Origin of the sequence: Bacillus sp. CGMCC 1.16541 (assembly GCF_003184905.1) — a bacterium.
GTDB lineage: Bacteria > Bacillota > Bacilli > Bacillales > Bacillaceae_H > Priestia.
In genome coordinates, this window is the sequence record NZ_QFRU01000027.1 from 25,715 (window position 1) to 49,248 (window position 23,534).

The 23,534-nt window shown below is 37.5% G+C and carries 22 protein-coding genes; 17 read left to right on the top strand and 5 right to left on the bottom strand.

The window, feature by feature from the left end; genetic code table 11:
- The first annotated feature begins 14 nt into the window (after positions 1-14).
- The 4 genes from DIS06_RS17635 (at position 15) to DIS06_RS17650 (ending at position 6,198) form a co-directional block, all read left to right on the top strand.
- Entirely contained in the window at positions 15-1,091 is a 1,077-nt protein-coding gene (locus DIS06_RS17635) for a carbamoyl phosphate synthase small subunit (RefSeq protein ID WP_110114551.1), read from the top strand.
- Positions 1,084-4,203, top strand: a complete 3,120-nt coding sequence (locus DIS06_RS17640; RefSeq protein WP_110114552.1) for a carbamoyl-phosphate synthase (glutamine-hydrolyzing) large subunit — start codon at positions 1,084-1,086, stop codon at positions 4,201-4,203. Before DIS06_RS17635 ends, DIS06_RS17640 begins: the two co-directional genes overlap by 8 nt.
- Complete coding sequence (gene argF, locus DIS06_RS17645; protein WP_110114553.1) at positions 4,200-5,159, top strand: ornithine carbamoyltransferase; 960 nt, start codon at positions 4,200-4,202, stop codon at positions 5,157-5,159. The genes DIS06_RS17640 and argF overlap by 4 nt, the downstream gene beginning before the upstream one ends.
- A gap of 391 nt (positions 5,160-5,550) precedes the next feature.
- Positions 5,551-6,198, top strand: coding sequence for an SDR family oxidoreductase (locus DIS06_RS17650; protein WP_110114554.1), 648 nt, complete (start codon positions 5,551-5,553; stop codon positions 6,196-6,198).
- Between the two features lie 40 nt (positions 6,199-6,238).
- Here the strand turns inward: DIS06_RS17650 and DIS06_RS17655 are convergent, their stop codons facing one another.
- Positions 6,239-7,051, bottom strand: coding sequence for an undecaprenyl-diphosphate phosphatase (locus tag DIS06_RS17655; protein WP_110114555.1), 813 nt, complete (start codon positions 7,049-7,051; stop codon positions 6,239-6,241).
- 205 nt (positions 7,052-7,256) lie between these two features.
- Between DIS06_RS17655 and DIS06_RS17660 the strand changes: the two genes are divergently transcribed.
- Together DIS06_RS17660 and clpB are read left to right on the top strand one after the other, a co-directional pair.
- The gene (locus DIS06_RS17660) at positions 7,257-7,436 is read left to right on the top strand and encodes a YjzC family protein (protein WP_110114556.1); all 180 of its coding nucleotides are present in this window, start codon (positions 7,257-7,259) and stop codon (positions 7,434-7,436) included.
- Positions 7,437-7,558: 122 nt separating this feature from the next.
- Complete coding sequence (gene clpB, locus DIS06_RS17665) at positions 7,559-10,168, top strand: ATP-dependent chaperone ClpB (protein ID WP_110114557.1); 2,610 nt, start codon at positions 7,559-7,561, stop codon at positions 10,166-10,168.
- Positions 10,169-10,361: 193 nt separating this feature from the next.
- Here the strand turns inward: clpB and DIS06_RS17670 are convergent, their stop codons facing one another.
- Positions 10,362-10,880 (bottom strand): hypothetical protein, encoded by a 519-nt coding sequence (locus DIS06_RS17670; protein WP_110114558.1) that lies wholly within the window; start codon positions 10,878-10,880, stop codon positions 10,362-10,364.
- A 62-nt stretch (positions 10,881-10,942) separates the two neighbouring features.
- Here DIS06_RS17670 and DIS06_RS17675 point away from each other — a divergent pair, with 62 nt between their 5' ends.
- Positions 10,943-12,535 (top strand): solute:sodium symporter family transporter, encoded by a 1,593-nt coding sequence (locus tag DIS06_RS17675; RefSeq protein ID WP_110114559.1) that lies wholly within the window; start codon positions 10,943-10,945, stop codon positions 12,533-12,535.
- A 168-nt stretch (positions 12,536-12,703) separates the two neighbouring features.
- A complete protein-coding gene (locus DIS06_RS17680) occupies positions 12,704-12,946 on the top strand; it encodes a hypothetical protein (protein WP_110114560.1) in 243 nt (80 codons plus the stop codon).
- A gap of 30 nt (positions 12,947-12,976) precedes the next feature.
- Here the strand turns inward: DIS06_RS17680 and DIS06_RS17685 are convergent, their stop codons facing one another.
- Complete coding sequence (locus DIS06_RS17685; protein WP_110114561.1) at positions 12,977-13,870, bottom strand: AraC family transcriptional regulator; 894 nt, start codon at positions 13,868-13,870, stop codon at positions 12,977-12,979.
- A gap of 290 nt (positions 13,871-14,160) precedes the next feature.
- Between DIS06_RS17685 and DIS06_RS17690 the strand changes: the two genes are divergently transcribed.
- Together DIS06_RS17690 and galT are read left to right on the top strand one after the other, a co-directional pair.
- Positions 14,161-15,342, top strand: a complete 1,182-nt coding sequence (locus DIS06_RS17690; protein WP_110114562.1) for a galactokinase — start codon at positions 14,161-14,163, stop codon at positions 15,340-15,342.
- A gap of 27 nt (positions 15,343-15,369) precedes the next feature.
- Complete coding sequence (gene galT / locus DIS06_RS17695) at positions 15,370-16,887, top strand: UDP-glucose--hexose-1-phosphate uridylyltransferase (RefSeq protein WP_110114563.1); 1,518 nt, start codon at positions 15,370-15,372, stop codon at positions 16,885-16,887.
- 45 nt (positions 16,888-16,932) lie between these two features.
- Here galT and DIS06_RS17700 read toward each other — a convergent pair whose 3' ends face one another.
- Positions 16,933-17,124 (bottom strand): YjzD family protein, encoded by a 192-nt coding sequence (locus DIS06_RS17700; RefSeq protein ID WP_110114564.1) that lies wholly within the window; start codon positions 17,122-17,124, stop codon positions 16,933-16,935.
- Between the two features lie 147 nt (positions 17,125-17,271).
- Between DIS06_RS17700 and DIS06_RS20795 the strand changes: the two genes are divergently transcribed.
- The 5 genes from DIS06_RS20795 to DIS06_RS17720 all read left to right on the top strand — a co-directional run bounded on the left by DIS06_RS20795 (position 17,272) and on the right by DIS06_RS17720 (position 20,524).
- Entirely contained in the window at positions 17,272-17,400 is a 129-nt protein-coding gene (locus DIS06_RS20795; RefSeq protein ID WP_275425440.1) for a hypothetical protein, read from the top strand.
- 90 nt (positions 17,401-17,490) lie between these two features.
- Positions 17,491-18,228: an alpha/beta fold hydrolase gene (locus DIS06_RS17705; protein WP_110114565.1), complete on the top strand. Its 738-nt coding sequence runs from the start codon at positions 17,491-17,493 to the stop codon at positions 18,226-18,228.
- A 73-nt stretch (positions 18,229-18,301) separates the two neighbouring features.
- Complete coding sequence (locus DIS06_RS17710) at positions 18,302-19,192, top strand: NAD-dependent epimerase/dehydratase family protein (RefSeq protein ID WP_110114566.1); 891 nt, start codon at positions 18,302-18,304, stop codon at positions 19,190-19,192.
- Positions 19,193-19,414: 222 nt separating this feature from the next.
- Entirely contained in the window at positions 19,415-20,299 is an 885-nt protein-coding gene (locus tag DIS06_RS17715; protein WP_275425441.1) for a BMP family ABC transporter substrate-binding protein, read from the top strand.
- A 33-nt stretch (positions 20,300-20,332) separates the two neighbouring features.
- Positions 20,333-20,524, top strand: a complete 192-nt coding sequence (locus tag DIS06_RS17720) for a ComZ family protein (RefSeq protein WP_110114568.1) — start codon at positions 20,333-20,335, stop codon at positions 20,522-20,524.
- Positions 20,525-20,552: 28 nt separating this feature from the next.
- Here the strand turns inward: DIS06_RS17720 and DIS06_RS17725 are convergent, their stop codons facing one another.
- The gene (locus DIS06_RS17725) at positions 20,553-20,756 is read right to left on the bottom strand and encodes a hypothetical protein (RefSeq protein ID WP_110114569.1); all 204 of its coding nucleotides are present in this window, start codon (positions 20,754-20,756) and stop codon (positions 20,553-20,555) included.
- Between the two features lie 428 nt (positions 20,757-21,184).
- On the opposite strand from DIS06_RS17725, the gene DIS06_RS17730 reads away from it, so the two are divergent.
- Entirely contained in the window at positions 21,185-22,117 is a 933-nt protein-coding gene (locus DIS06_RS17730; RefSeq protein WP_110114570.1) for a beta-ketoacyl-ACP synthase III, read from the top strand.
- 55 nt (positions 22,118-22,172) lie between these two features.
- A complete protein-coding gene (fabF, locus tag DIS06_RS17735; protein WP_110114571.1) occupies positions 22,173-23,414 on the top strand; it encodes a beta-ketoacyl-ACP synthase II in 1,242 nt (413 codons plus the stop codon).
- Positions 23,415-23,534 lie beyond the last annotated feature (120 nt).

The window sequence follows — 23,534 nt, forward strand, 5'->3', positions numbered from 1 at the left end:
AAGAGGGATGCAGAATGAAAGGATATTTACATTTAAAAAACGGTGATAAGTTCGAAGGAATACTTGAAGACACATCGACAAAGCAAGAAGTAAATGGTGAAGTTGTGTTTTTTACAGGAATGACAGGGTATCAAGAAGTCGTGACAGATCCTTCATACAAAAATCAAATTATTGTGTTTACGTATCCGTTGATTGGTAACTATGGCATTAATGAACATGATTATGAAAGTAAAAAGCCACATGTCTCAGCAGTGGTTGTGTATGAGTGTTGTGAAAGTGGATTTCATTATGAAGCAATGTATAGCTTTAAACAATATTTAAAGAAATGGAACATCCCGTTAATTACACACATTGATACACGAGCAGTGGTTAAACGAATACGAAAAGAAGGTACAATGCCAGCGGTCGTTTCTTCATATGAGGCAAACGAAAAGGTCCAAGAAGACGAAATGGACTTAGTGGTGAAACAAGTATCAACAACAGAGATGAACACGTACGGAAAAGGTGATAAACATATTGTCTTAATGGATTTCGGTTATAAAAAGTCGATTCTAAAAGAGTTGTTAAATCGTCAATGTAAAGTAACGGTGGTTCCTTACTCCACATCAGAGTCTGTCATTCATCAATTAAACCCAGATGGTATCGTATTATCAAACGGCCCTGGTGACCCAACACAGTTATCCTTTCAGCTTCCATCATTGAAAAAAATAATGGTCGCGTATCCGACACTTGGGATTTGTTTTGGGCATCAGTTAATTGGGTTAGCATTTGGTGGCAAAACGAAAAAGTTGCCGTTTGGACACCGAGGTGCGAATCAGCCTGTTATGGATATCGTCAAGAAAAAGGTCTATATGACGTCTCAAAATCATAGTTACGTTGTGGACGAAGAAAGTATAAAACAGACACCATTAACAGTTCGTTTTAAAAATGTTAACGATGACTCTGTTGAAGGATTAATGCATGAATCTTTACCAGTGTTATCGGTGCAATATCATCCTGAAGCACATCCAGGTCCAAGTGAAAGCAATTATATCTTCGACGAATTTATCAACTTTGTGAATGAAGCAGGGAGAGAGAAAATATATGCCTAAAGATCAAACATTACAAACAATACTTGTCATTGGTTCAGGTCCCATTGTAATTGGGCAAGCGGCAGAGTTTGACTATTCTGGGACACAAGCTTGTTTATCGTTAAAAGAAGAAGGCTATAAGGTTGTTCTTATGAATAACAATCCAGCTACAATTATGACGGACGAACACATTGCAGATGAGATTTATTTTGAACCATTAACTGTGGATTACGTAGAAGAAGTCATTAAAAAAGAAAAGCCAGATGGTTTGCTTGCAACATTAGGTGGCCAGACAGGGTTAAATTTAGCGCTAGAACTACATGAAACTGGAATTTTAGAAAAGTATGACGTGAAGCTATTAGGAACACCAATTGACTCAATTAAAAAAGGAGAGAGTCGTGAAGAGTTTCGTTCATTAATGAAGCAATTAAATGAGCCTGTACCCGAAAGTGAGATTGTGGTGACAGTGGAAGAAGCATTGACATTTGCGAATAAAATTGGGTTCCCTGTTATTGTGCGTCCTGCTTATACGTTAGGGGGAACAGGTGGTGGAATTGCTCACACAATGAATGAGCTTGAGCAGTTAGCGACTTCTGGTTTACGCGAGAGTGCCATTCACCAATGTCTCATTGAAAAGAGCATTGCAGGATATAAAGAGATTGAATACGAAGTGATGCGTGATAAGCAAAACACATGTATTACGATTTGTAATATGGAAAATATTGATCCAGTTGGTGTACATACGGGAGATTCAATCGTAGTTGCACCGTCTCAAACCTTAACAGATGTAGAGTATCAAATGCTACGTTCTGCTTCGATTAAAATTATTTCAGCATTGGGGATTATCGGAGGGTGTAACATTCAATTCGCCCTTGACCCTCATAGCAAACAATATTATTTAATTGAAGTGAACCCTCGTGTTAGTCGATCTTCAGCACTTGCATCCAAAGCAACGGGGTATCCAATTGCAAAAATTGCAGCCAAACTAGCAGTCGGTTATACATTAGATGAAGTATTAAATCCTGTAACAGGAGACACATATGCAAGCTTTGAACCTTCGCTTGACTATGTGGTTGTTAAGTTTCCGAGATGGCCATTCGATAAATTCTTTTATGCAGATCGCACGTTAGGTACGCAAATGAAAGCAACAGGAGAAGTAATGGCCATTGATCGAAACTTTGAGCGTAGCCTCCAAAAAGCGCTCACTTCCCTTGAGCTTAACTTGAATGGTTTAGAGTTTGAACAGTTAAAAGACCTATCTACTTCTAAACTAAAAGAAGAGTTAGGAAAACAAAACGATGAACGACTGTTTATTATCTTTGAGCTCATTCGTCGAGGATTTGACGTGAAAGACATTCATGAACAGACAAAAATTGATGCATTTTACTTAACGCATTTTCAACAATTACTGCAACTGGAAACAAAGTTAAAGAGCACTAATTTACAGAAGGTAAGTATGGAGTTATTAAAAGAAGCAAAAGAAAAAGGATTTACAGACTCTTACCTTGCGAGCATTTGGGATACAAAAGAATGTGACGTAAGACAAAAGCGAAAAGAAGCTCGCATTATCCCAAGCTACAAGATGGTAGATACATGTGCAGCAGAGTTTGAGTCATCCACTGCTTACTTTTATTCAAGCTACTATGGAGAAAGTGAACTAACTCCAACAACGAATAAAAAAGTAGCGATCATTGGTTCAGGTCCGATTCGCATTGGTCAAGGAGTTGAATTTGATTACAGCTCTGTTCACGGTGTATGGGCTCTTCAAGAAGAAGGTTATGAGACCATTCTCATTAATAATAATCCAGAAACAGTAAGCACCGATTTTGAAGTGGCAAATCGCTTATTCTTTGAACCAATTACAGTAGAAGATGTATTAAATGTGTTAGAAGCTGAAAAGGTGGACCATGTTATTTTGCAGTATGGGGGCCAAACAGCAATCAACCTTGTGAAAGGACTTGAAGAAGCGGGGATATCGATCTTAGGTGTTACGAATAACATGATTGATACGCTTGAAGATCGAGAGCTTTTTTATCAACTATTAGAAGATCTGCATATTCCTCACGTTCCTGGAGAGATGGCAAATGATAAAGAAGAACTTATTCAAAAAGCGACAGAACTTGGCTTCCCAATTTTAATTCGACCGTCCTATGTGATTGGTGGAAAAGGGATGATGACATTACAAAATAAGGGAGAACTAATACAATGCTTGCCGCTTATTCATAAAACGCACTATCCCATTTTATTAGATGCGTATGTGCCAGGAAAAGAAGCGGAAATTGACGCAGTGTGCGATGGACAAAATGTGTTGGTTCCAACGATTGTGGAGCACGTTGAAAAAGCGGGTGTTCACTCAGGTGATAGTTATGCTTACTTACCGTCTCAAACATTGAAAGAGACGCACAAGCAAAAAATAGTTGATTACGCTAAGAAAATTACACAGAAATTGAACTATAAAGGAATTATGAACATCCAATATGTTATTCAAGACGATAACGTATACGTGTTAGAAGTAAATCCACGTGCTAGTCGTACCGTTCCTGTTGTGAGTAAGGTCACGAAAGTTCCACTTATTTCGTTATCAACTCAAGTATTGCTTGGGAAATTATTGACGGAAATTCACGAACAAAAGGGATTACTGTCAGATGTTTCGCATGTGACAGTGAAATTCCCGGTGTTCTCGACAAATAAATTAGCAGGTGTCGATCCATTAGTAGGACCAGAAATGAAATCGACAGGAGAAGGGATCGCCATCGCTTCTACGATAGAAGAAGCAGCGAAAAAAGTGTTTCATTCGTACTTGATGTCTCATAAAGAAGCACATGAAGTTTATATTCAAGGAAATAGCGTAAGCAATAATCTAGTATCAACGATTAAAGCAACAGGATTGACGGTTGTAGCAGAAGAAGATGTATCATCTTGGGTTCGTAAAAAAGAAGCGTTATTATTTGTTAGCTTACAGCAAGAGGAGAAAGAAGCACGCATGGAAGCATTGAAACACGGACTGCTTGTGATGACAGAGGAAGACACGATTCAACTGTTTTTAAAAGCATTTGATGCACAACATACCTCTATTGCGTCTTTGCAAGAATGGATTAGTCAAAATGAAAAAGAGAAGGAAGTGACGATATGACAAGTTCATTATCTTATATAAAAACGAATGTGAACTTAAAAAATAAAGACTTACTAAGCTTGATGGATTATTCGACAGAAGAAATTCTATCACTCATTGAAGATGCTATTGACTTAAAAGAAAAGCATCTAAAAGGCGACATCCTTTCACCCCTTAAAGGAAAAACATTGGGAATGATTTTTGAAAAGTCATCGACTAGAACAAGGGTATCATTTGAAGCAGGCATGATGCAATTAGGTGGAAATGCTCTTTATTTAAACAGCAAAGACTTGCAACTTGGTAGAGGAGAGACGGTCGCTGACACAGCAAAAGTTCTTTCGCAGTTTATTGATGTTATTATGATTCGCACATTTGAACACGAGAAAGTTGTTGAGTTGGCAAAACATGCAGATATTCCAGTGATTAATGGATTAACAGATGACTTTCATCCTTGCCAAGCATTAGCAGACTTGCTTACCATTTACGAGCATAAAAAGACTTTTCAAAAACTAAAAGTGTCTTACATTGGAGATGGCAACAATGTAGCTCATTCATTAATGATTGCTTGTGCAAAAGTAGGAATAGACTTTACGATTGCTTGTCCAAAAGGTTATGAGCCAAAAGAATTTGTTGTGAAGTATGCTAAAGAAGTGGCAAAAGAGAACCATTCAACGATTACGATTACAGAAGATCCTGTAGAAGCTGCAAAAGATGCAGACGTGCTATATGCAGATGTATGGACGAGTATGGGACAGGAAGAAGAGTCCGCAAAACGTCTTCAGGTGTTTGCACCGTATCAAATTAATGAAGAGTTAGTGCAGCATGCAAAAGACGATTATGTATTCTTGCACTGCCTGCCAGCTCATCGTGAGGAAGAGGTAACAGCTGCAATTATTGATGGTCCGAACTCTGCTGTATTTCAACAAGCAGGAAACCGAATGCATGTGCAAAAAGCATTGTTACAAGCTATTCTATAAACGATTAAACGTCGGTGCTGGGACATAAGTGTTTCAGTAGATAAAATATCCGAACCATCTTGAGTTATACACTCTTGGTCGTTCGGATATTTTTTGATTTGGAAAACAAGTTTAAAAGAATAGTGGAATGGAGCGTAGGACACTCGACTCCTGCGGGAAATAGAGGAAAGGCTGAGGCCTCGCAGGAACGAGGAGACTGAGGTTCCTCCCCACGGAAAGCGAGTGGCTGGAGCGAAATGGAACGAACTTGTTCTTATAACCTAACGAAAATAGAAACGTCATTGTTCGTTTTTGAGAAGGAATCGTTTCGTTACGTCCCACCCTCATGTTTAATTTAAGGATGTTCAGGGAACACCAAGAGTAGACTAGAAGAAATGAAAGGTGATTTATCATGAAAGTACTCGTTGTAGGAGCAAATGGACTGACAGGAAAGCATGTGATTTCTTTACTAGCACAGGATGATACTTTTGAGGCTGTTGCAATGATTCGTGATGAAAAGCAAGCGAGCGATTTAGAAGCAAAGGGTGCTAAAACAGTGTTAGGTGATCTAGAAAAAGATCTTTCAAGCGCTGTAAAAGGAATGGACGCAATCATTTTCGCTGCAGGATCAGGCTCAAAAACAGGTGACGATAAAACAATTGCTGTCGATCAAGAAGGAGCTAAAAATATAATCGATGAAGCAAAGAACCAAGGTGTCGCAAGGTTTGTAATGCTAAGTTCAATGGGAACGGATGCGCCTGATCAGGGACCTGAGGGCTTACAACTTTATTTACGTGCAAAAGCAATTGCGGATACGCACTTAGAGCAATCTAACCTTCAATATACAATTGTTCGACCTGGTGCGTTAACAAATGATCCACCGACAGGGAAGATTGATGTGAATGATCAAATTAAAGATAAATCAAAATCAATTTCACGTGAAGATGTAGCAAAAATTCTAGTAGAGTCCTTAAGAGAAGAAACAACAATCGGAAAGAACTTTGAAGTTCTTTCTGGAGAAACACCAATTGAACAAGCACTAAAGTTTGCGCACGAATAAAGAAAATCCAGCGGTAAACGAAGCCGCTGGATTTTCTTTATTATAAGAATAGAACAACAAGTGAACCGACAATAAAACAATAAATCGCAAAGTATTTTAAGTTACCACGCGCCATGATACCCATGAACCATTTTAATGAGAAATAAGAGGCAACGAGTGAACCTAAAAATGCCACTGTATAAGGAACAGCAAGTTGTGCAAGGTTTTTATCGTTTAATAAGTCTGTGATCGCTAGAATAGTACCACCTAAACTAACAGGGATGAACAAGAGAAAAGAAAAGCGTAGCGCGGTTTCTTGTTTTGTTCCGCGTAGCATCGCAGCTACGATCGTCGCACCTGAGCGACTAATACCTGGAATCAATGCGATACATTGAGCAAGTCCAATAATGATCGCATCTTTCATGGAAAGTGCTGCATCATTTTTACGACCACGAAGGTTACGAATGATCCATAGTGCAAAACCCGTTGCGAGTAGCGCAAACCCTAATACTTTAACGGTTTTAAGCTCACTTTCTATGTAGTCACCGAATAGCACACCAACAACACCAGCTGGAATCGTTGCAACGATTAAATAAATAATAAATTGAAAATCAGACTTTGCATTTGTGTCTTTTGTTTTTAGATAACGAAGACCATTTACAACTAAACGAACGATATCTTCACGGTAAATAAGCAAAACAGCAAGTAATGAAGCTGTGTTGACAAGTAGTTCAAAGCTTAACCCTTCAATTTCTAAATTTAGTAAGTGTTGTGCCAATACTAAATGTCCGCTTGACGAAATTGGAATTGGTTCAGTGAATCCTTGGAAAAGCCCTAAGAATAAATACTTTAGTATAAGTAAAAATTGTTCCATAGTGTATATCCTCTCCAATTAGTTAGAGTATCTTTCAATGATTAACTACATAAGTATAAGAAATTTTTTCGTTGGTGTGAAGGATAATTCATTATATTTTAAAATGTACACGCTTTCTCTTCACTGTAGCAAACATATCCATTATGAAAAAGAGCGATGACGGGAATAGTATAATTGAAAGAATTCACTAGAAGGAGGAAGTGACATGGGACAAAATCGACACTTCACACCTGGTCAAAAAGCACCGAACAATGGTCTATATATAGAGATTGGTGAAACAGGAAGCAACGTTAACAATCCACAAAAAGTAAAATTAAAAGCAGGACAGCGTTTTCCTGAAACATCCAATGCCGATCGTCATTGGACATATATGCCAAAGCCTTAACTTTACGTGTGACCGTACAAAGCCATCCAATTGTGGATGGCTTTACTTCGATTAAAAGGTAAATGTATAATAAATTCATGAAGGTCAAATTTAGTCAAACTCTTGAACGATGGAGGATTATGATGGATATTAATAAAATGACACAAAAGTTACAAGAAGCTATCTCAAAAGCACAATCCATTGCGATTTCACAACATCATCAACAAATTGACGTTGATCATCTTATGAAAGCACTACTTGAACAAAGTGATGGAATTGCACCAAGAATGTTAGAAAAGTTGGGAGTATCCATTTCTTCCTTTGAGCATGGATTGAATGAGATGATGGCAAAAAAGCCAATTGTTACAGGGTCTGGAGCTGAAGCAGGAAAAGTGTACATTACAAACAAGCTTCAACAACTGCTTCTTAAAGCAGAAGAAGAAGCTCGTCAGTTACATGATGAGTATGTGTCGGTTGAACATGTATTAGTAAGTGTTGTAGATGAAAAGAGCACAAATGTGGGTCAACTCTTTGCTCGTTATAACATCACACGAAATAAGCTTTTACAAGTTGTGAAAGAAATAAGGGGGAACCAGCGTATTACAAGTCAAAATCCAGAAGTTACATATGAAGCTTTAACAAAATACGGACGTGATTTAGTGGCAGAAGTGAAAGCAGGAAAGATTGATCCTGTAATTGGTCGAGATGCCGAAATTCGTCGTGTCATTCGAATTCTGTCACGTAAAACAAAAAATAATCCAGTACTGATTGGAGAACCAGGTGTTGGAAAGACAGCGATTGTAGAAGGACTAGCTCAACGAATTGTCAGAAGAGATGTTCCGGAAGGGCTAAAGGATAAAACGGTCTTTTCATTAGACATGGGTGCTTTAATCGCAGGTGCGAAATTTCGTGGAGAGTTTGAAGAACGATTGAAAGCCGTTCTTCAAGAAGTAAAAAAGAGCGACGGACGCATTCTATTGTTTATCGATGAACTTCATACCATTGTAGGAGCGGGACGTACAGATGGATCCATGGACGCAGGAAATTTATTAAAGCCAATGCTAGCACGAGGAGAACTTCATTGTATCGGAGCGACTACGCTAGATGAGCACCGTCAATATATTGAAAAGGACCCTGCTCTAGAGCGTCGTTTTCAACAAGTGTTAGTAGAAGAGCCGACGGTTGAAGACACTGTGTCAATTTTACGAGGATTGAAAGAGCGTTTTGAAATCCATCACGGTGTAAATATTCATGACCGTGCTCTAGTAGGTGCTGCGACGATGTCAGATCGTTATATATCAGATCGGTTTTTGCCAGATAAAGCAATCGATTTAATTGATGAAGCATGTGCAACAATTCGTACAGAAATTGATTCGATGCCATCAGAGTTAGATGAAGTGACAAGAAAGCTCATGCAACTGCAAATTGAAGAAGCAGCTTTAAGTAAAGATTCTGACCCTGTCAGTCAAGAACGATTACAAATCATTCAACAAGACATCTCAAACCTCCAAGAAAAAGCAAATGCTATGAAGTTAAAGTGGGAGCAAGAAAAAAGCGCGATTCAATCTGTACAAGATATGAGGGAACAGTTAGAAAAAGCAAGACGTGATTTAGAAGAAGCAGAGAATCAATATGATTTAAATAAAGCAGCAGAACTTCGACATGGTCGTATTCCAACTTTAGAAAAAGACCTAAAGGCACTAGAACAGCAAACAGAACAAAAGTCAGCAGATAATCGCTTAATTCGAGAAGAAGTAACAGAAGAAGAAATTGCTGAGATTGTTGGGAGATGGACAGGTATTCCTGTTTCCAAGCTTGTAGAAGGAGAACGTGAAAAGCTATTAAAATTAGAGTCCATCTTAAAAGAAAGAGTGATTGGACAAGATGAAGCTGTTTCCCTTGTAACAGATGCGGTCATCCGAGCGAGAGCGGGAATTAAAGACCAGAATCGTCCAATTGGTTCATTTATCTTTCTTGGTCCCACTGGAGTAGGAAAAACTGAATTGGCAAAAACATTAGCTCAAACACTATTTGATAGTGAAGAGCAAATTGTGAGAATTGATATGTCAGAGTACATGGAAAAGCATGCCGTATCACGCTTAATTGGTGCACCTCCTGGCTACGTAGGGTACGAAGAGGGGGGCCAGTTAACAGAAGCCGTCAGACGAAAACCATATTCAGTTGTACTATTAGATGAGATTGAAAAAGCTCATCCAGAAGTATTCAACATTTTATTGCAAATTTTAGATGATGGACGCATTACTGATTCAAAAGGTAAGGTAGTCGATTTTAAAAATACGATCATTATTATGACATCGAACATTGGCTCTCACTTCTTATTAGAAGGATTGTCTGAGCAAGGAGATATAAAAGAAGAAGCGCGTGAGCAAGTGATGACGCAACTTCGTCAACATTTTCGACCGGAGTTCTTAAATCGAATTGATGATACAATCTTGTTTAAACCACTCACAGTGAATGAAGTAGGAGGTATTGTCGAAAAATTAATTTCGTTACTGCAAATTCGATTAGCTGATCGACATATTACCTTATCATTAACACAAAGAGCAAAAAAGTATATTGTTACAAATGCCTTTGATCCTGTGTATGGAGCAAGACCTTTAAAACGTTTTATCCAGAAACAGTTAGAAACACAACTAGCAAGACAACTAATTGCTGGAAAGATAACGGATTATAGCGATGTAATTGTAGATGTAGAGGCTGAAGGATTTACGTTTATCCATCAAAAAGTATAATTGCTTCACGATACAATTAGTAGAAAGGGAAGTAGATGGTGAAAGACTACTTCCTTTTTTATGTTCTAAAAAAGACAAAAAGCAAAAAAGTACCCTATTAGGTGTGTTTTTTTACTATTGACTCATATTGTAAGCGCTTATAGAATGAAAACTAACAAAATAATATAGTGGTATATGAAATTGGATGCGCTTTCTATCTTACAAGTTGTTTTTTAGAAGATTCATTTGTTTGCCACAGTAAAAGAAGATAAATTAGCGGAATTAACAAGTTTGCTGTAATCAGCCATTTCAATACTAAAGAAGAAATAGGATATAAAACAAATGTCATGGTACAAAGTTTAATCATCCATCTGTTGTTCTTTTGTGACTGATAGTAAGCATACGTTGCTAGCCAAGCAAAGGCCAAATAAAAAGGAATGATGCAAACGATTACAAAGAGCTTTGAAGAATGGACAACCGATTCATGTAGGTTAAACAGAACATGATTAAAGATGGAAACAAGATAGAGTAGAAAGAAAAACAAATCATGAATAGGGTTCATAAATGCTAATGATTTTACTGATAAGCGTTGCAACTTATAAATGAACAATAATGTAAGGATGAGCGATAAGTGATGAAGCAGCGGTACATTTGTTAATAAAAAAACAAGTTGAATCACAAACATCATCATAACAACTGAATGTTTCAAATAGGGGGAGAAAAGAAAAGTCATACAAGCATCTCCTAGTTAAGTGTAAGAAGTAATTATTAAATGAATGTAAGGGTGTGACAGCTATGAACATCATGACAGTAGTATCGTTTTTATTATTCACAGGATTAGTAGCCTATATTTCATATCGTCTGACACGTAATGATAATCTTGAAACGTCAGAAGGATATTTTTTAGGTGGACGTAGTTTAACAGGATGGGTGATTGCAGGATCCTTAATGCTAACAAACTTATCAACGGAACAACTAGTTGGATTAAATGCAGATGGATATGCATACAACATGTCAGTAATGGGATGGGAAGTAGGTTCATCTATTGCGTTAGTATTAGTTGCCTTGTTCTTGTTACCACGTTATTTAAAGGGTGGTATTACAACCATTCCTGACTTTTTAGAAGAGCGATTTGATTCAGGAACAAAACAGATTGTTACGTTATTATTTTTATTCGGATATGTATTAAACTTATTGCCTCCTATTTTATATTCTGGAGCAACAGCGTTAAGTGGTATTTTTAATGTTCCAGAGTTATTAGGTGTAAGTTCTACAGCGGCAATTTGGATTACTGTTTGGACAATTGGAATTATCGGTTCAATTTATGCTATTTTTGGTGGATTGAAAGCGGTTGCGATTTCAGATACGATTAACGGAATTGGTTTACTTATTGGTGGATTAATGATTCCAATTTTAGGTTTAACAGTATTAGGTGATGGTTCACCAATCACAGGTTTCAATACAATTGTAGAAAATACACCTGAAAAACTTAACTCAATCGGAAGCAATTCAGATCCAGTTCCTTTTAGTACAATGTTTACAGGGATGTTACTTGTGAACTTATTCTACTGGGGTACAGCGCAGCACATTATTCAACGTGCATTAGCAGCTAAAAACTTAAAAGAAGGCCAAAAAGGTCTAATCATTGCGGCCTTTTTAAAACTATTAGGTCCAGCATTCTTAATCATTCCTGGTATTATTGCTTATAACATCTTCGGACCTGGTCTTCAACCAATGGAAGCGTATCCGAAGTTAGTAAATCACGTTCTTCCAACACCACTAGTTGGATTCTTCGCAGCAGTGTTATTTGGGGCAATTTTATCATCATTTAACTCAGCTCTGAACTCAAGTGTTACGTTGTTTGTGTTAAATATTTATAAGCCTTATTTCAAACCAAAAGCACCAGATAAAGTGTTAGTACGTCACGGGAAAGTAGCAGGAATCTTCTTAGCGCTATTCGCTATGAGTGTTGCACCACTAATTGCCAATGTACCGCAAGGATTCTTCCAGTACTTACAAATTGTGAACGGTTTCTATAACGTTCCAATCTTCACGATTATCTTTATCGGATATGTCACAAAACGAGTACCAGCAATTGCTGCAAAAGTTTCGTTAGCTGTATTTATTTCTGTGTATGCTGTAACTCAATTAGTATGGGATACAGGACTACACTTCCTTCACATTTTAGGAATTCTATTTGTAGTATGTGCAGTGTTAATGTTAATTATCGGTAAAATTGCACCAAGAGATACAGACTATACACTAGAGGACAAAGAAGCTGTTGAGTTAACACCTTGGAAACTTGTGTATCCAATGGGGATAGCAGCAGTTGTGGCTATGATTGTTGTATACGCTTTATTCTCTGAAGCTGGATTTGCTTCTATGTAAGACAAATAAAAATCTCTTGCCTTTTATCTGTTCGTTGGACGGATAAGGTGAGAGATTTTTTTGTTCTCTTCACACCTAGTTTGAATCGTTCTTCGTTTTAAAGTGTACAATCTGTTTGGAATGATTTATGATAGTAAAAAATGAGTGAAGGGAAAAGGATTACGAAGTATGAAAGAACGAGTGGATGTTGTGTATGATGAAGTGTATGAATTCATTGATGAGTCGCTACAGAAGATTCGTACAATCGAAACGACTCATACAGATGATGAATTGCTAGAAAAGATGAAGCGAACGGAAATTGCACTTCAAGCGGCACGTGATATTTTAGAGAACATGGTCATGCCAGGTAAAAAAATGACGTTTATTTATGAAAATGGATCGGTCACGTTAGAAATTCCTGAGCAGAAATAAAGGCGATTATCAATCACTTGATAATCGCCTTTATTTTGGAAGCATAATATGGTCTTCAATGGAAACATCGCTTTTTCGGTATTGTCCTGGGGTATACCCGGTCATTTTTCGAAATACTTTTGTTAAGTAATTTGCATTGGCATAGCCAACGTTTTCAGCAATCTCTTCAATTGAATATTTTGTTTGATGGAGCAGTTCGGCTGCTTTTTGAACCCGCATTTTTGTTAAATATTGAATTGGAGTCATCCCTGTTGTTTCTTTAAATAGTCGACTAAAATGATAGCGTGATAAGTTTGCTGCATGAGCCATTTCATCAGGTCCGATTTCTTCTTGGTAGTGATTGCGCGCAAATAAAATGGAGCTAATGATACTCTCAGGCCAATCTTCTGTAAAGGTATCCATCGTTTTTACATATTGATAAAGCTCCATAATAAAACGGTAGGAAAGACTAGAGGCTTGAAAAGAATCTGTGATTTTTCGCTCACCTGCTCGTTTAAAAATTTGAGCTAACAATCGAATCGGTGCAGATTCTGGATGAAATCGTATAACAGAATGATACTTGCGTTGAATATAGTCCCAACAAGCAGCCACTTCATCTCCATATAGGGTTAAGAATAGAAACTCCCATTGCTCGCTTTCTTTCGGTAAATAATAGCGATAATCACCAGTCGTTCCAACGATAAAGGCTTTTCCGGCATCTAATTTATATGATTTTCCGTTCAGGTCAATCATGCCGTATCCTGAGATTGTGTATTGGAAAATATATTTTCCTCCATCTTTTCGTTCGTTTCCATCCCAACTATATAAAGTAGAGGTAGCTTCGTCCCATCCAACAGACCAAACTTGAGCGACACGATTTGTTGAAGGTTCTAAAAAGCGAAATGCGTATGTACTGTATTCTTTTGTTTGAAAGTGAGATAGCAAATTTTCACCCTCCTTGTATGAATATATCTACATGTAGTATACATGAACGTAATCGTTTTCCTTCTTCTAGTTCTTGTTTTATAGGATACCTTAAAGGGAATAGAGAAGTAAAGGATTTGATAGAGAAAGTAAGTCAATTATTTTTCTATTAACAAACGTACATATATAAAAACTTAATAGCAAAAAAATACCGATATCACCTTTCGTATTTACCATTGAGTCTCGCACCTTTCCCTTTTACAATGAAGTTGAATACGTTTTCAATTTTAAATAAGATAGGTGATTGATAGATGATGGATCAATTAAAAATAGACTTTAATAAAATCTTTCCTGGAGGAGAAGCGAGAGTATTCTTTGCACCAGGTCGCGTTAACTTAATTGGTGAGCATACAGACTACAATGGAGGGCATGTGTTTCCATGTGCGTTAAGCATTGGAACGTACGCAGTTGTGCGAAAGCGAGAAGATCAGTTAATACGGATGTATTCTTTAAATTTTGAAGATATCGGTACAGTTGAATGTTCACTAGATAACCTTTCCTATCAGACCGATCATGATTGGGCTAACTATCCAAAAGGAGTAATTGATGTTTTAAGAAAAAGTGGACAAACCATTTCAACAGGTTTCGATATTCTATTCTATGGAAACATCCCGAATGGAGCAGGGCTTTCTTCATCTGCTTCAATTGAGTTAGCAACGGCTGTTGTGGTAAATGAGTTATTTCAACTTAACTTAGATACTATCTCACTTGTTAAGGCTTCTCAACAAGCAGAGAATGAGTTTATTGGTGTGAGTTGCGGGATTATGGATCAATTTGCGATTGGAATGGGAAAACAAGATGCTGCAATTCTGTTAAACTGCCAAACACTCGATTATACGTACAGCCCTTTAAAGCTAAAAGATGCGTCTTTAATTATTGGGAATACAAATAAACGTAGAGGGTTAGCAGATTCTAAATACAATGAGCGCCGTAGTGAGTGTGATGCAGCTTTAAAAGACTTACAACAAGAGCTTTCCATTTCTTCATTAGGGGATTTAACGAGTCAACAATTTGAACAATTTAAACATTTGATTAAAAATGACATTCATCAAAAAAGAGCGAAGCATGCTGTGTATGAAAATGAACGTACGAAAGAAGCTGTTATTAAACTTCAAGCAGGTGATTTAACAGGTTTTGGCCTGTTAATGAATGAATCACATCGTTCATTACGCGATGACTACGAAGTAACAGGAACAGAATTAGATGCATTAGTAGAAGCGGCGTGGGCTCAAGACGGTGTAATCGGTTCAAGAATGACAGGTGCGGGCTTTGGTGGCTGTACAATTAGTATTGTAAAGAACGAGTATGTAGATACATTTATTGAAGAAGTAAACAAATCGTATTATGAAAAAACAAAATTAACAGCAGACTTCTACGTCGTCCAAGTGGGTGATGGTGCGAGAGAGTTAGATGCAGAGACTGTTAAAGGGTAACAAAAGTAGAGAGAAAGGATGATGACGATGTCAACAACGATTTATCAACACATTCATGACCTTATTCAATACGGCGTACAAAAGCAGCTCATCACAAAATGGGATGTAGATGTTGTACGTAATAAAGTGTTAGAAGTACTACAACTAGATGAGTATATTCATCCTAATGATGAAACAACAGTTTACGACAGTGCAGTTCCTATCTTAGAACAGATCCTTGATTGGGCGGCTGAACATGATCGCTTAGAAGAAAATACAGTCACATATCGAGACTTGCTTGATACGAAGTTAATGAGTTGTTTTGTACCACTGCCTTCTGAGGTGAATCGTCGCTTTTATACGACATATGAAGAAAAGAGTCCAAAAGAAGCAACAAATGATTTCTATCAATTCTCAAAAGATGTGCATTATATTCGAACAGATCGTATTGCGAAAAATGAAGCGTGGTTATCAGATACACCGTATGGTGAACTAGAAATTACGATTAATTTGTCAAAGCCGGAAAAAGATCCAAAGGCCATTGCAGCAGCAAAAACAATGAAGCAAAGTACGTATCCTGAATGTTTACTTTGTAAAGAGAATGCTGGGTATGCAGGTCGTGTGAATCATCCAGCAAGACAAAACCATCGCATCATTCCAGTTGAACTGAACAATGAGCAATGGTATTTACAATTCTCACCATACGTGTATTATCATGAACATGCGATTATTTTCTCTGGTGAACATACACCAATGAAGATTTCTCAACAAACGTTTAAGAGACTGTTACAGTTTACAGATCAGTTTCCACATTATTTCTTAGGCTCTAATGCCGACCTTCCAATTGTAGGGGGGTCTATCTTAAGTCACGACCATTTTCAAGGAGGCTATCACGAGTTTCCGATGGCTAAGGCAGAGATTGAAAAAGTGTATGAAATTGATCAGTTTAAAGGAGTAACGGTTGGAAGAGTGAACTGGCCAATGTCAGTTGTACGTTTACAAGGTACGAATCAAGAAGAACTTGTACAGTGTGCACAATTTATTTTTGAGAATTGGCAGCAATACAGTGATGAAACAGTAGGTGTGTTAGCATTTACAAACGATACACCTCATAATACAGTGACACCGATTGCAAGAAGAAGAGGAGAATTATTTGAATTAGACCTAGTGTTACGAAATAACCGTACAAGTGAACAGCATCCAGATGGCATTTTCCATCCTCATGCAGAAGTTCATCATATTAAGAAAGAAAACATTGGGTTAATTGAGGTAATGGGGCTTGCTGTATTACCAGGTCGTTTAAAAGATGAAATGCAAGCATTAGCGACATGTTTAACGCAAGAAAACATGGAAGAAGAAGTAAAAAATCAAGAAGAAATCGTAAAGCATCTTGAGTGGGCAAAAACGTTAAAAGAAAAGCATTCATTCTCATCAATGGAAGAAGCACAACGTATTTTACAAGATGAGTTAGGAACGGTATTTGCAACGATTTTAGAACATGCGGGTGTTTTCAAGAGAGATGAACAAGGAAAGCAAGCATTTGACACATTTATGAATGGACTATAAAAAAACAGTGTTGGCTACATGTAGCCAACACTGTTTTTTTAATGATTAATGATGATTATCTGGCATAGGCTCATTTGGTACGCCTACTTCACCTAGTAAAATGATAACTAGTGAGAAAACGACACTAACGATGGAAGCGTGTGCAAAATCATATGTACCGCCTGCCATTGAAGAGATAACGTATGCAGACATGTTGATCAATAAGAAGCCCCAAAAAAATGTCCAAAAGAAACGCATTATTTTCACCTCAGTTTCTACAAGCAGTTTGTTATTAGTTTACCATAAGAACTTCAAGCGAGAAAATGAAATTTTAACGAAACTTCATAGATTGTCTAAAAGGATATTGATTTTTAAAGTCGAACATGAAGAGTAGGGGGGATAATTATGAAAGAAGAGGAAAAAACAGAATTAGAATTATTGTTAGAACAAGATGAATCAAATTTAACCGATTTAGGAATAGAAACACTTACAAGGCTTAAACAAGAGGAAGTGCAGAACGAAGGGAAAGAATGAATCGAAAATAGGCATTGTTCTCTTTCCATTTACGGCCTTTTTCATACACTATATCGAGTTAGATTTGTAAATAAAGACGGAGGAACCATCATGATTGATCGACGTTTTTTCAGCCTTGATAATCAATGGAGTGTTGTGCATGTTCCAGAAAAGCCAAATGGTTTTGGGGTATTGATATTAGGAGACAAAGATCATTTTGTAGAGAGTTCAACAAGTTTGTGGATTCAGCATGCAGGACGATCTCAGCTTGTAACCTATTTACAAGACCAAGGTTATACAGTTTTTTATTCAAACTTATATGGTAGACATTGGGGATCGTTAAAGGCATGTCGATTAGCAAAACAACTATATCATTTAATGATGAAGCAAGAAATTTTAAATAAGCGCATTCATATTTTAGCTGAAGGGATGGGGGCATTAATTGCTCTTCAATTAATGGAAAGTGGAGAAGACTCCATTAGGTCTGTTGCATTTCTAAATCCATGTATTGATTTTCATGCCCATGTACGCTATGAAAAAGCGAATAAACTTTTCTATAGGCAGATGATGAAAGAGCTAAGTCAAGCATATGAAGTTGAGAGAAAAAAAGTAGACCATGTGATTGCCACTTACCCCTCTCTTAGCAGTTTTCAATCCATATTACCTACAAAAATATGGACAACAGCAAATGAAGCCACCCACTATCCATTCTTTCACAGTAAAAACTATGAATCTCACCGTAACAATCTTCAAGCACCTATCACCCTTTCACTTTACCTAATGGAAAAGAAATATTTATTTCAACATGCACTTACACATTTTTATGAACAATGTGAAAAAGAGTTATAACAAAAGCTCCTATGATTATACATATCTTAGGGGCTTTATTATGATTCGTATGAGGAGAAAATGGGGGGATTGCATGGCAAAGGTTATTGTTGTTGGTTCTAACCGTTTTGTTGGTTTTCATTTATGTACGTCTTTTTTGAATGAAGGAATTGAAGTGAAAGGATATACACATGAAGCGCATAAAGGTGAATCGTCTTTGCAAGAAGAGATGCTTGCTTTTTTAGGGAGAAACGCAAACTTTACAAGCGAACAAATCGAGGACGAGAATTGGCAACTGACAATTGATTCAGATACAGAAGTGGTCTATTTTACGTACTTTGATGGGGGTGACTTTGATCACTTGGAATTTCTACGTGAGAAAATGCAGGATGCGAATAAAGCACTCATTCAAACAATTACAACATGCAGACAGACGAATACAAAGCTTGTTTTTTTATCCAGCTTACGAGTATTTGGAGATGAACAAACAGAAATAACAGAAGAAACCATCCCGAAACCTGATCATCGAGAGGGTAAATTAATGTTGCATTTCGAAAAAATGATTGAAAAAAGTACACAACCAGACTTTCCGTGTATGATTGTTCGAGTGCCAACCGTTTATGGACCTTGGCAACCATTAGCAATGTGTTATCAACACACTATCATTCATAAAACCCAAAAGCAGAACGTAGAGGAAGATACTCGTCATCTTCTTTATATTGATGATGTAGTAAAAGCGCTAAAAGTTAGTCAACGAGTGCCGTTTAACTATGAACTTGTTCACTTAGTAAACAGTCAAGATAGAGAATGGGGAAAAGGCGCTCATTTACTTAAAATAAAGGGTATTGAAGAAAAAGTGAATGAATTTAAAGAAAGCGTGAAAGCAAAAGAACTATTAAACTTTCAACCAAAAGTGAGCATAAAAGAAGGCATGTATCAACAAATGAGCCATACACGTGCGATGTTTTCTTACATGAGTCTATAAATGAAACTAAGCGTATGACATCTTACTGGAGTGGGTGTTATACGCTTAGTTGAGTATAATAAGGGAAATTTTTCTTTTACAATTATATACGGGCAAGTTAAAATAATGAAAGAAGTAGCAAAAAATAAAGTTGATATAAGATATAAAGGAGTGGCCATTTTGAACAAACTACTTTGTTTGTCTTTGCTCCTCCTGTTACTTTTGTTAGGTTGTAACGCCCCGATGCAAGGAAACATAAAAAATGTAGGGTTGCTTGTTCCAGATACAATTAGTGATCAAGTTTGGGGGACAAAAGGATACACAGGAATGTTAAAGATTCAATCAAAGTTTAACACAGATGTTTTCTATAAAGAGAATATGAAGTCTGCAGAAGTAGTGAAAGAAGCGGTTAAAGAGTTTGATGAACGAGGTGTGAACCTTATCTTTGGCCATGGAGATATATATGCACAATATTTTAACGAACTAGGAAAAGTATATCCGGACATTCACTTTATTTGTTTTAATGGAGATGCAAAAGCAGAAAATGTAACAAGCTTAAACTTTGAAGGCCATGCGATGGGCTTCTTTGGCGGTATGGTAGCTGGAAAAATGACCGAAACTAACAACGTCGGTGTTATTTCAGCGTTTGAATGGCAACCAGAAGTAAACGGTTTTTTTGAAGGAGCCCTTCACGAAAATCCAGATGTGAATGTTGAAGTCAAATTCGTTAAAAACTGGGACGATATTCAGACTGCAAATATGTTTTTAGATGAGATGATTGCAGAAGGAGTCGATGTGGTCTATCCTGCTGGTGATGGCTTTAACGTACCACTTATCGAAAAGTTAAAAGCAAAGGGATTATATGCAATCGGATATGTAACCGAGCAATCTGACCTAGGTGAAAATACGGTACTAACAAGTACAGTTCAACACGTAGATGTTCTCTATGAACTAGTGGCTCAAAAGTTTAATGATGGCACTCTAGAGTCAGGTAATCTTTCATTTGATTTTCAAGATGATGTGATTTCAGTTGGAAAGTTTAGTCCGCTTGTAAAAGAGGAATATAAAGAACAGATTTTTAAACATATTGAAACGTATAAAACGACAGGAGAACTACCTAATCAGTAGTTTGTATACATATGACAAAAGGAGATTGAAACGATGAATGAACAACAAATGCAATTTATGCAAATCGCGATGAAATATTTACCGGAAGCGAAAGAGCTTTTAGATAATACAGGTGTTGAACTAAGCATGGAACATTTACAACCTGTTATGGAGCTATTAACCAAAGTGATGAATGATGCATATGAACTTGGTAAGCAAGAGGCGTTAAAAGAAAACAATGCGTAAAAACAAACAGCTTGGAGTATCCAAGCTGTTATTTTTTATCTTTAAACCAATCTAATACAGGAGATAATTCTTTAAACATAGGTTTCATTTTATCAACAGAAGACGCAATATCTTGAACTTGATTGAACACATGGTTCCAATCAGTACCACTTAGTGTACCCTCTGTTTCTTCTTGTTTTGGTGAACCAAACATCATTTTTGTAAAGGGATCCATTTTTCTGTTTTTATTCACGTTAATACTCCTCTCCTATAAACTAACTACATTTACACCGATCCACTATTACTATATGAACAACGTCTGTATCTGCATCGGACAAACACCCATAATCATGAAGATCATCATAGAAAGTTTGCCTGACAGAAGGAGAAGAGGGGTGCACGGAAGAAGTTTCGCTAGACAAGAGGGGGTAAATGACGTAAAATTAGTACCAAGTCATAATAACAATTATTAATCGAGCTGACTCATATGACATGACGGAAGATCTGTCATGTCATATGAGTCAGACCTAAGGGTATGCCGCCCCCCTTACGGGGTTAGCGGCATATCCTTAGGTGGACCTTTGATGGCGGATTTAAAAGCTGTGTGTGAACTGGTACTTAGGTGATTGGACGATTAAATACTTAGAATTATATAAACTCTTTAATAAAAGGAGATGCTATATGAATACAGGGATTATTGGGATTGGTCGTTATGTTCCGGAGAAAATTGTGACGAATGCGGATCTTGAAAAAATGGTGGATACGTCTGACGAGTGGATTCGAACACGAACAGGGATTGAAGCAAGACAAATTGCTGAAGAGAATGAAAAATCTTCACATATGGCACATAAAGCAGCGTTAAAAGCATTAGAAAATGCAAACATGAGTGCAGAAGATATTGATTTAATTATTGTTGCAACAGTAACACCTGATCATCCTTTTCCGTCAGTTGCTTGTTTATTACAAGAAAGTATAGGAGCAAAAAAGGCAGCAGCATTTGACATTAGTGCTGCTTGTGCAGGGTTTATGTATGGGATTGTAACAGCTAAACAGTTTATCGATAATGGAGATTATAAGCATGTATTAGTAGTTGGTGTTGAGAAACTGTCTAGTATTATTGATTGGGAAGATCGTAATACGGCTGTTTTATTTGGTGACGGAGCGGGAGCCGCTGTTATTGGTCCTGTATCAGAAGGAAGAGGGATTTTATCATACGAGCTTGGTTCAGATGGTGCTGGAGCAAAACATTTATATCAAGATGAGCACATCGTGATGAATGGTCGTGAAGTGTTTAAGTTTGCCGTTCGTCAAATGGGTGAGTCAGCAATTAATGTGCTTGAAAAAGCCGGTTTATCAAAAGATGATGTGGACTTTTTAATTCCGCATCAAGCGAATATTCGCATCATGGAAGCAGCAAGACATCGATTAGATTTACCAGAAGAAAAGATGTCAAAAACGGTTCATAAATTTGGAAATACATCAGCAGCATCTATTCCTCTTTCCATTGTAGAAGAAGTGGAAAATGGTAAAATAAAAGACGATGATCTAGTCGTCATGGTAGGCTTTGGTGGAGGCTTAACATGGGGTGCAATTGCAGTGAGATGGGGAAAATAAGAGATTTTCAATCCGTTTCCTATAACAGATTATGATATTGAGGGAGATGAATGAAATGACAAAAAAGCGAGTAGTAGTAACAGGGCTTGGAGCTGTTACACCAATTGGAAATGATGTAGCAACGTCTTGGAATAATGTAGTGGCAGGAGTATCAGGAATTGGTCCACTTACAAGACTCAATCCAGATGAGTATTCAGCGAAGGTATCAGCTGAATTAAAAGACTTTAACGTAGAAAATTTTATGGATAAAAAAGAAGCGCGTAAAATGGATCGTTTTACTCAATATGCTGTTGCTGCTTCATTAATGGCAGTAAAAGATGCGAATTTAGATATTACAGAGGAAATTGCCCCTCGCGTTGGGGTTTGGATTGGCTCGGGTATTGGTGGAATGGAAACATTTGAGCAGCAGTTTGAAACGTTCCAGCAAAAAGGATATCGTCGTGTGAGTCCATTTTTCGTGCCGATGATGATTCCAGATATGGCAACAGGGCAAGTATCTATTGCGTTAGGTGCGAAAGGCATGAACTCTTGTACGGTAACGGCATGTGCTACCGGAACAAACTCGATTGGTGACGCGTTCAAAGTCATTCAACGTGGTGATGCAGATGTGATGGTAACGGGAGGAACAGAAGCACCTATTACTCGTATGTCAATGGCAGGCTTTTGTGCCAATAAAGCGCTATCTACTAATCCTGACCCAGCATTAGCTTGTCGTCCATTTGATAAAAATCGCGATGGCTTCATTATGGGTGAAGGTGCAGGTATTCTTGTTCTAGAAGAATTAGAACATGCATTAGCACGCGGAGCACGCATCTATGCAGAAATTGTTGGATACGGAGCAACAGGTGATGCGCATCATATTACAGCTCCAGCTCCTGGTGGTGAAGGCGGCGTTCGTGCGATGCGTCAAGCGATTGAGGATGGGGGCTTACAACCAAGTGATATTGATTATATCAATGCACATGGAACAAGTACGGAATACAATGATAAATATGAAACAATGGCGATTAAAGAAGTATTTGGTGAGCATGCTCGCAAAGTTGCCATTAGTTCAACAAAATCAATGACAGGTCACTTACTAGGCGCAGCGGGTGGCGTAGAAGCGATTTTTAGTGTTAAAGCAATCGAAGCAGGGATAATCCCACCAACAATTAACTATGAAACACCAGATGAGGACTGTGATTTAGATTATGTTCCGAACGAAGCAAGAAAGCAAGAAGTCAATGCGGCATTAAGTAACTCACTAGGCTTTGGTGGCCACAACGCAACAATCGTGTTTAAAAAATATCAATCATGAAGTGAGTGTATGAAAAGGGCTAGAGAAGGATGTCTTCTCTAGCCCTTTTTCTTGATTTTAAAACGCAAAAAATGAGTCAAACACATAGGATGAAACGAGAACAATTGAAAGAGGGAATGA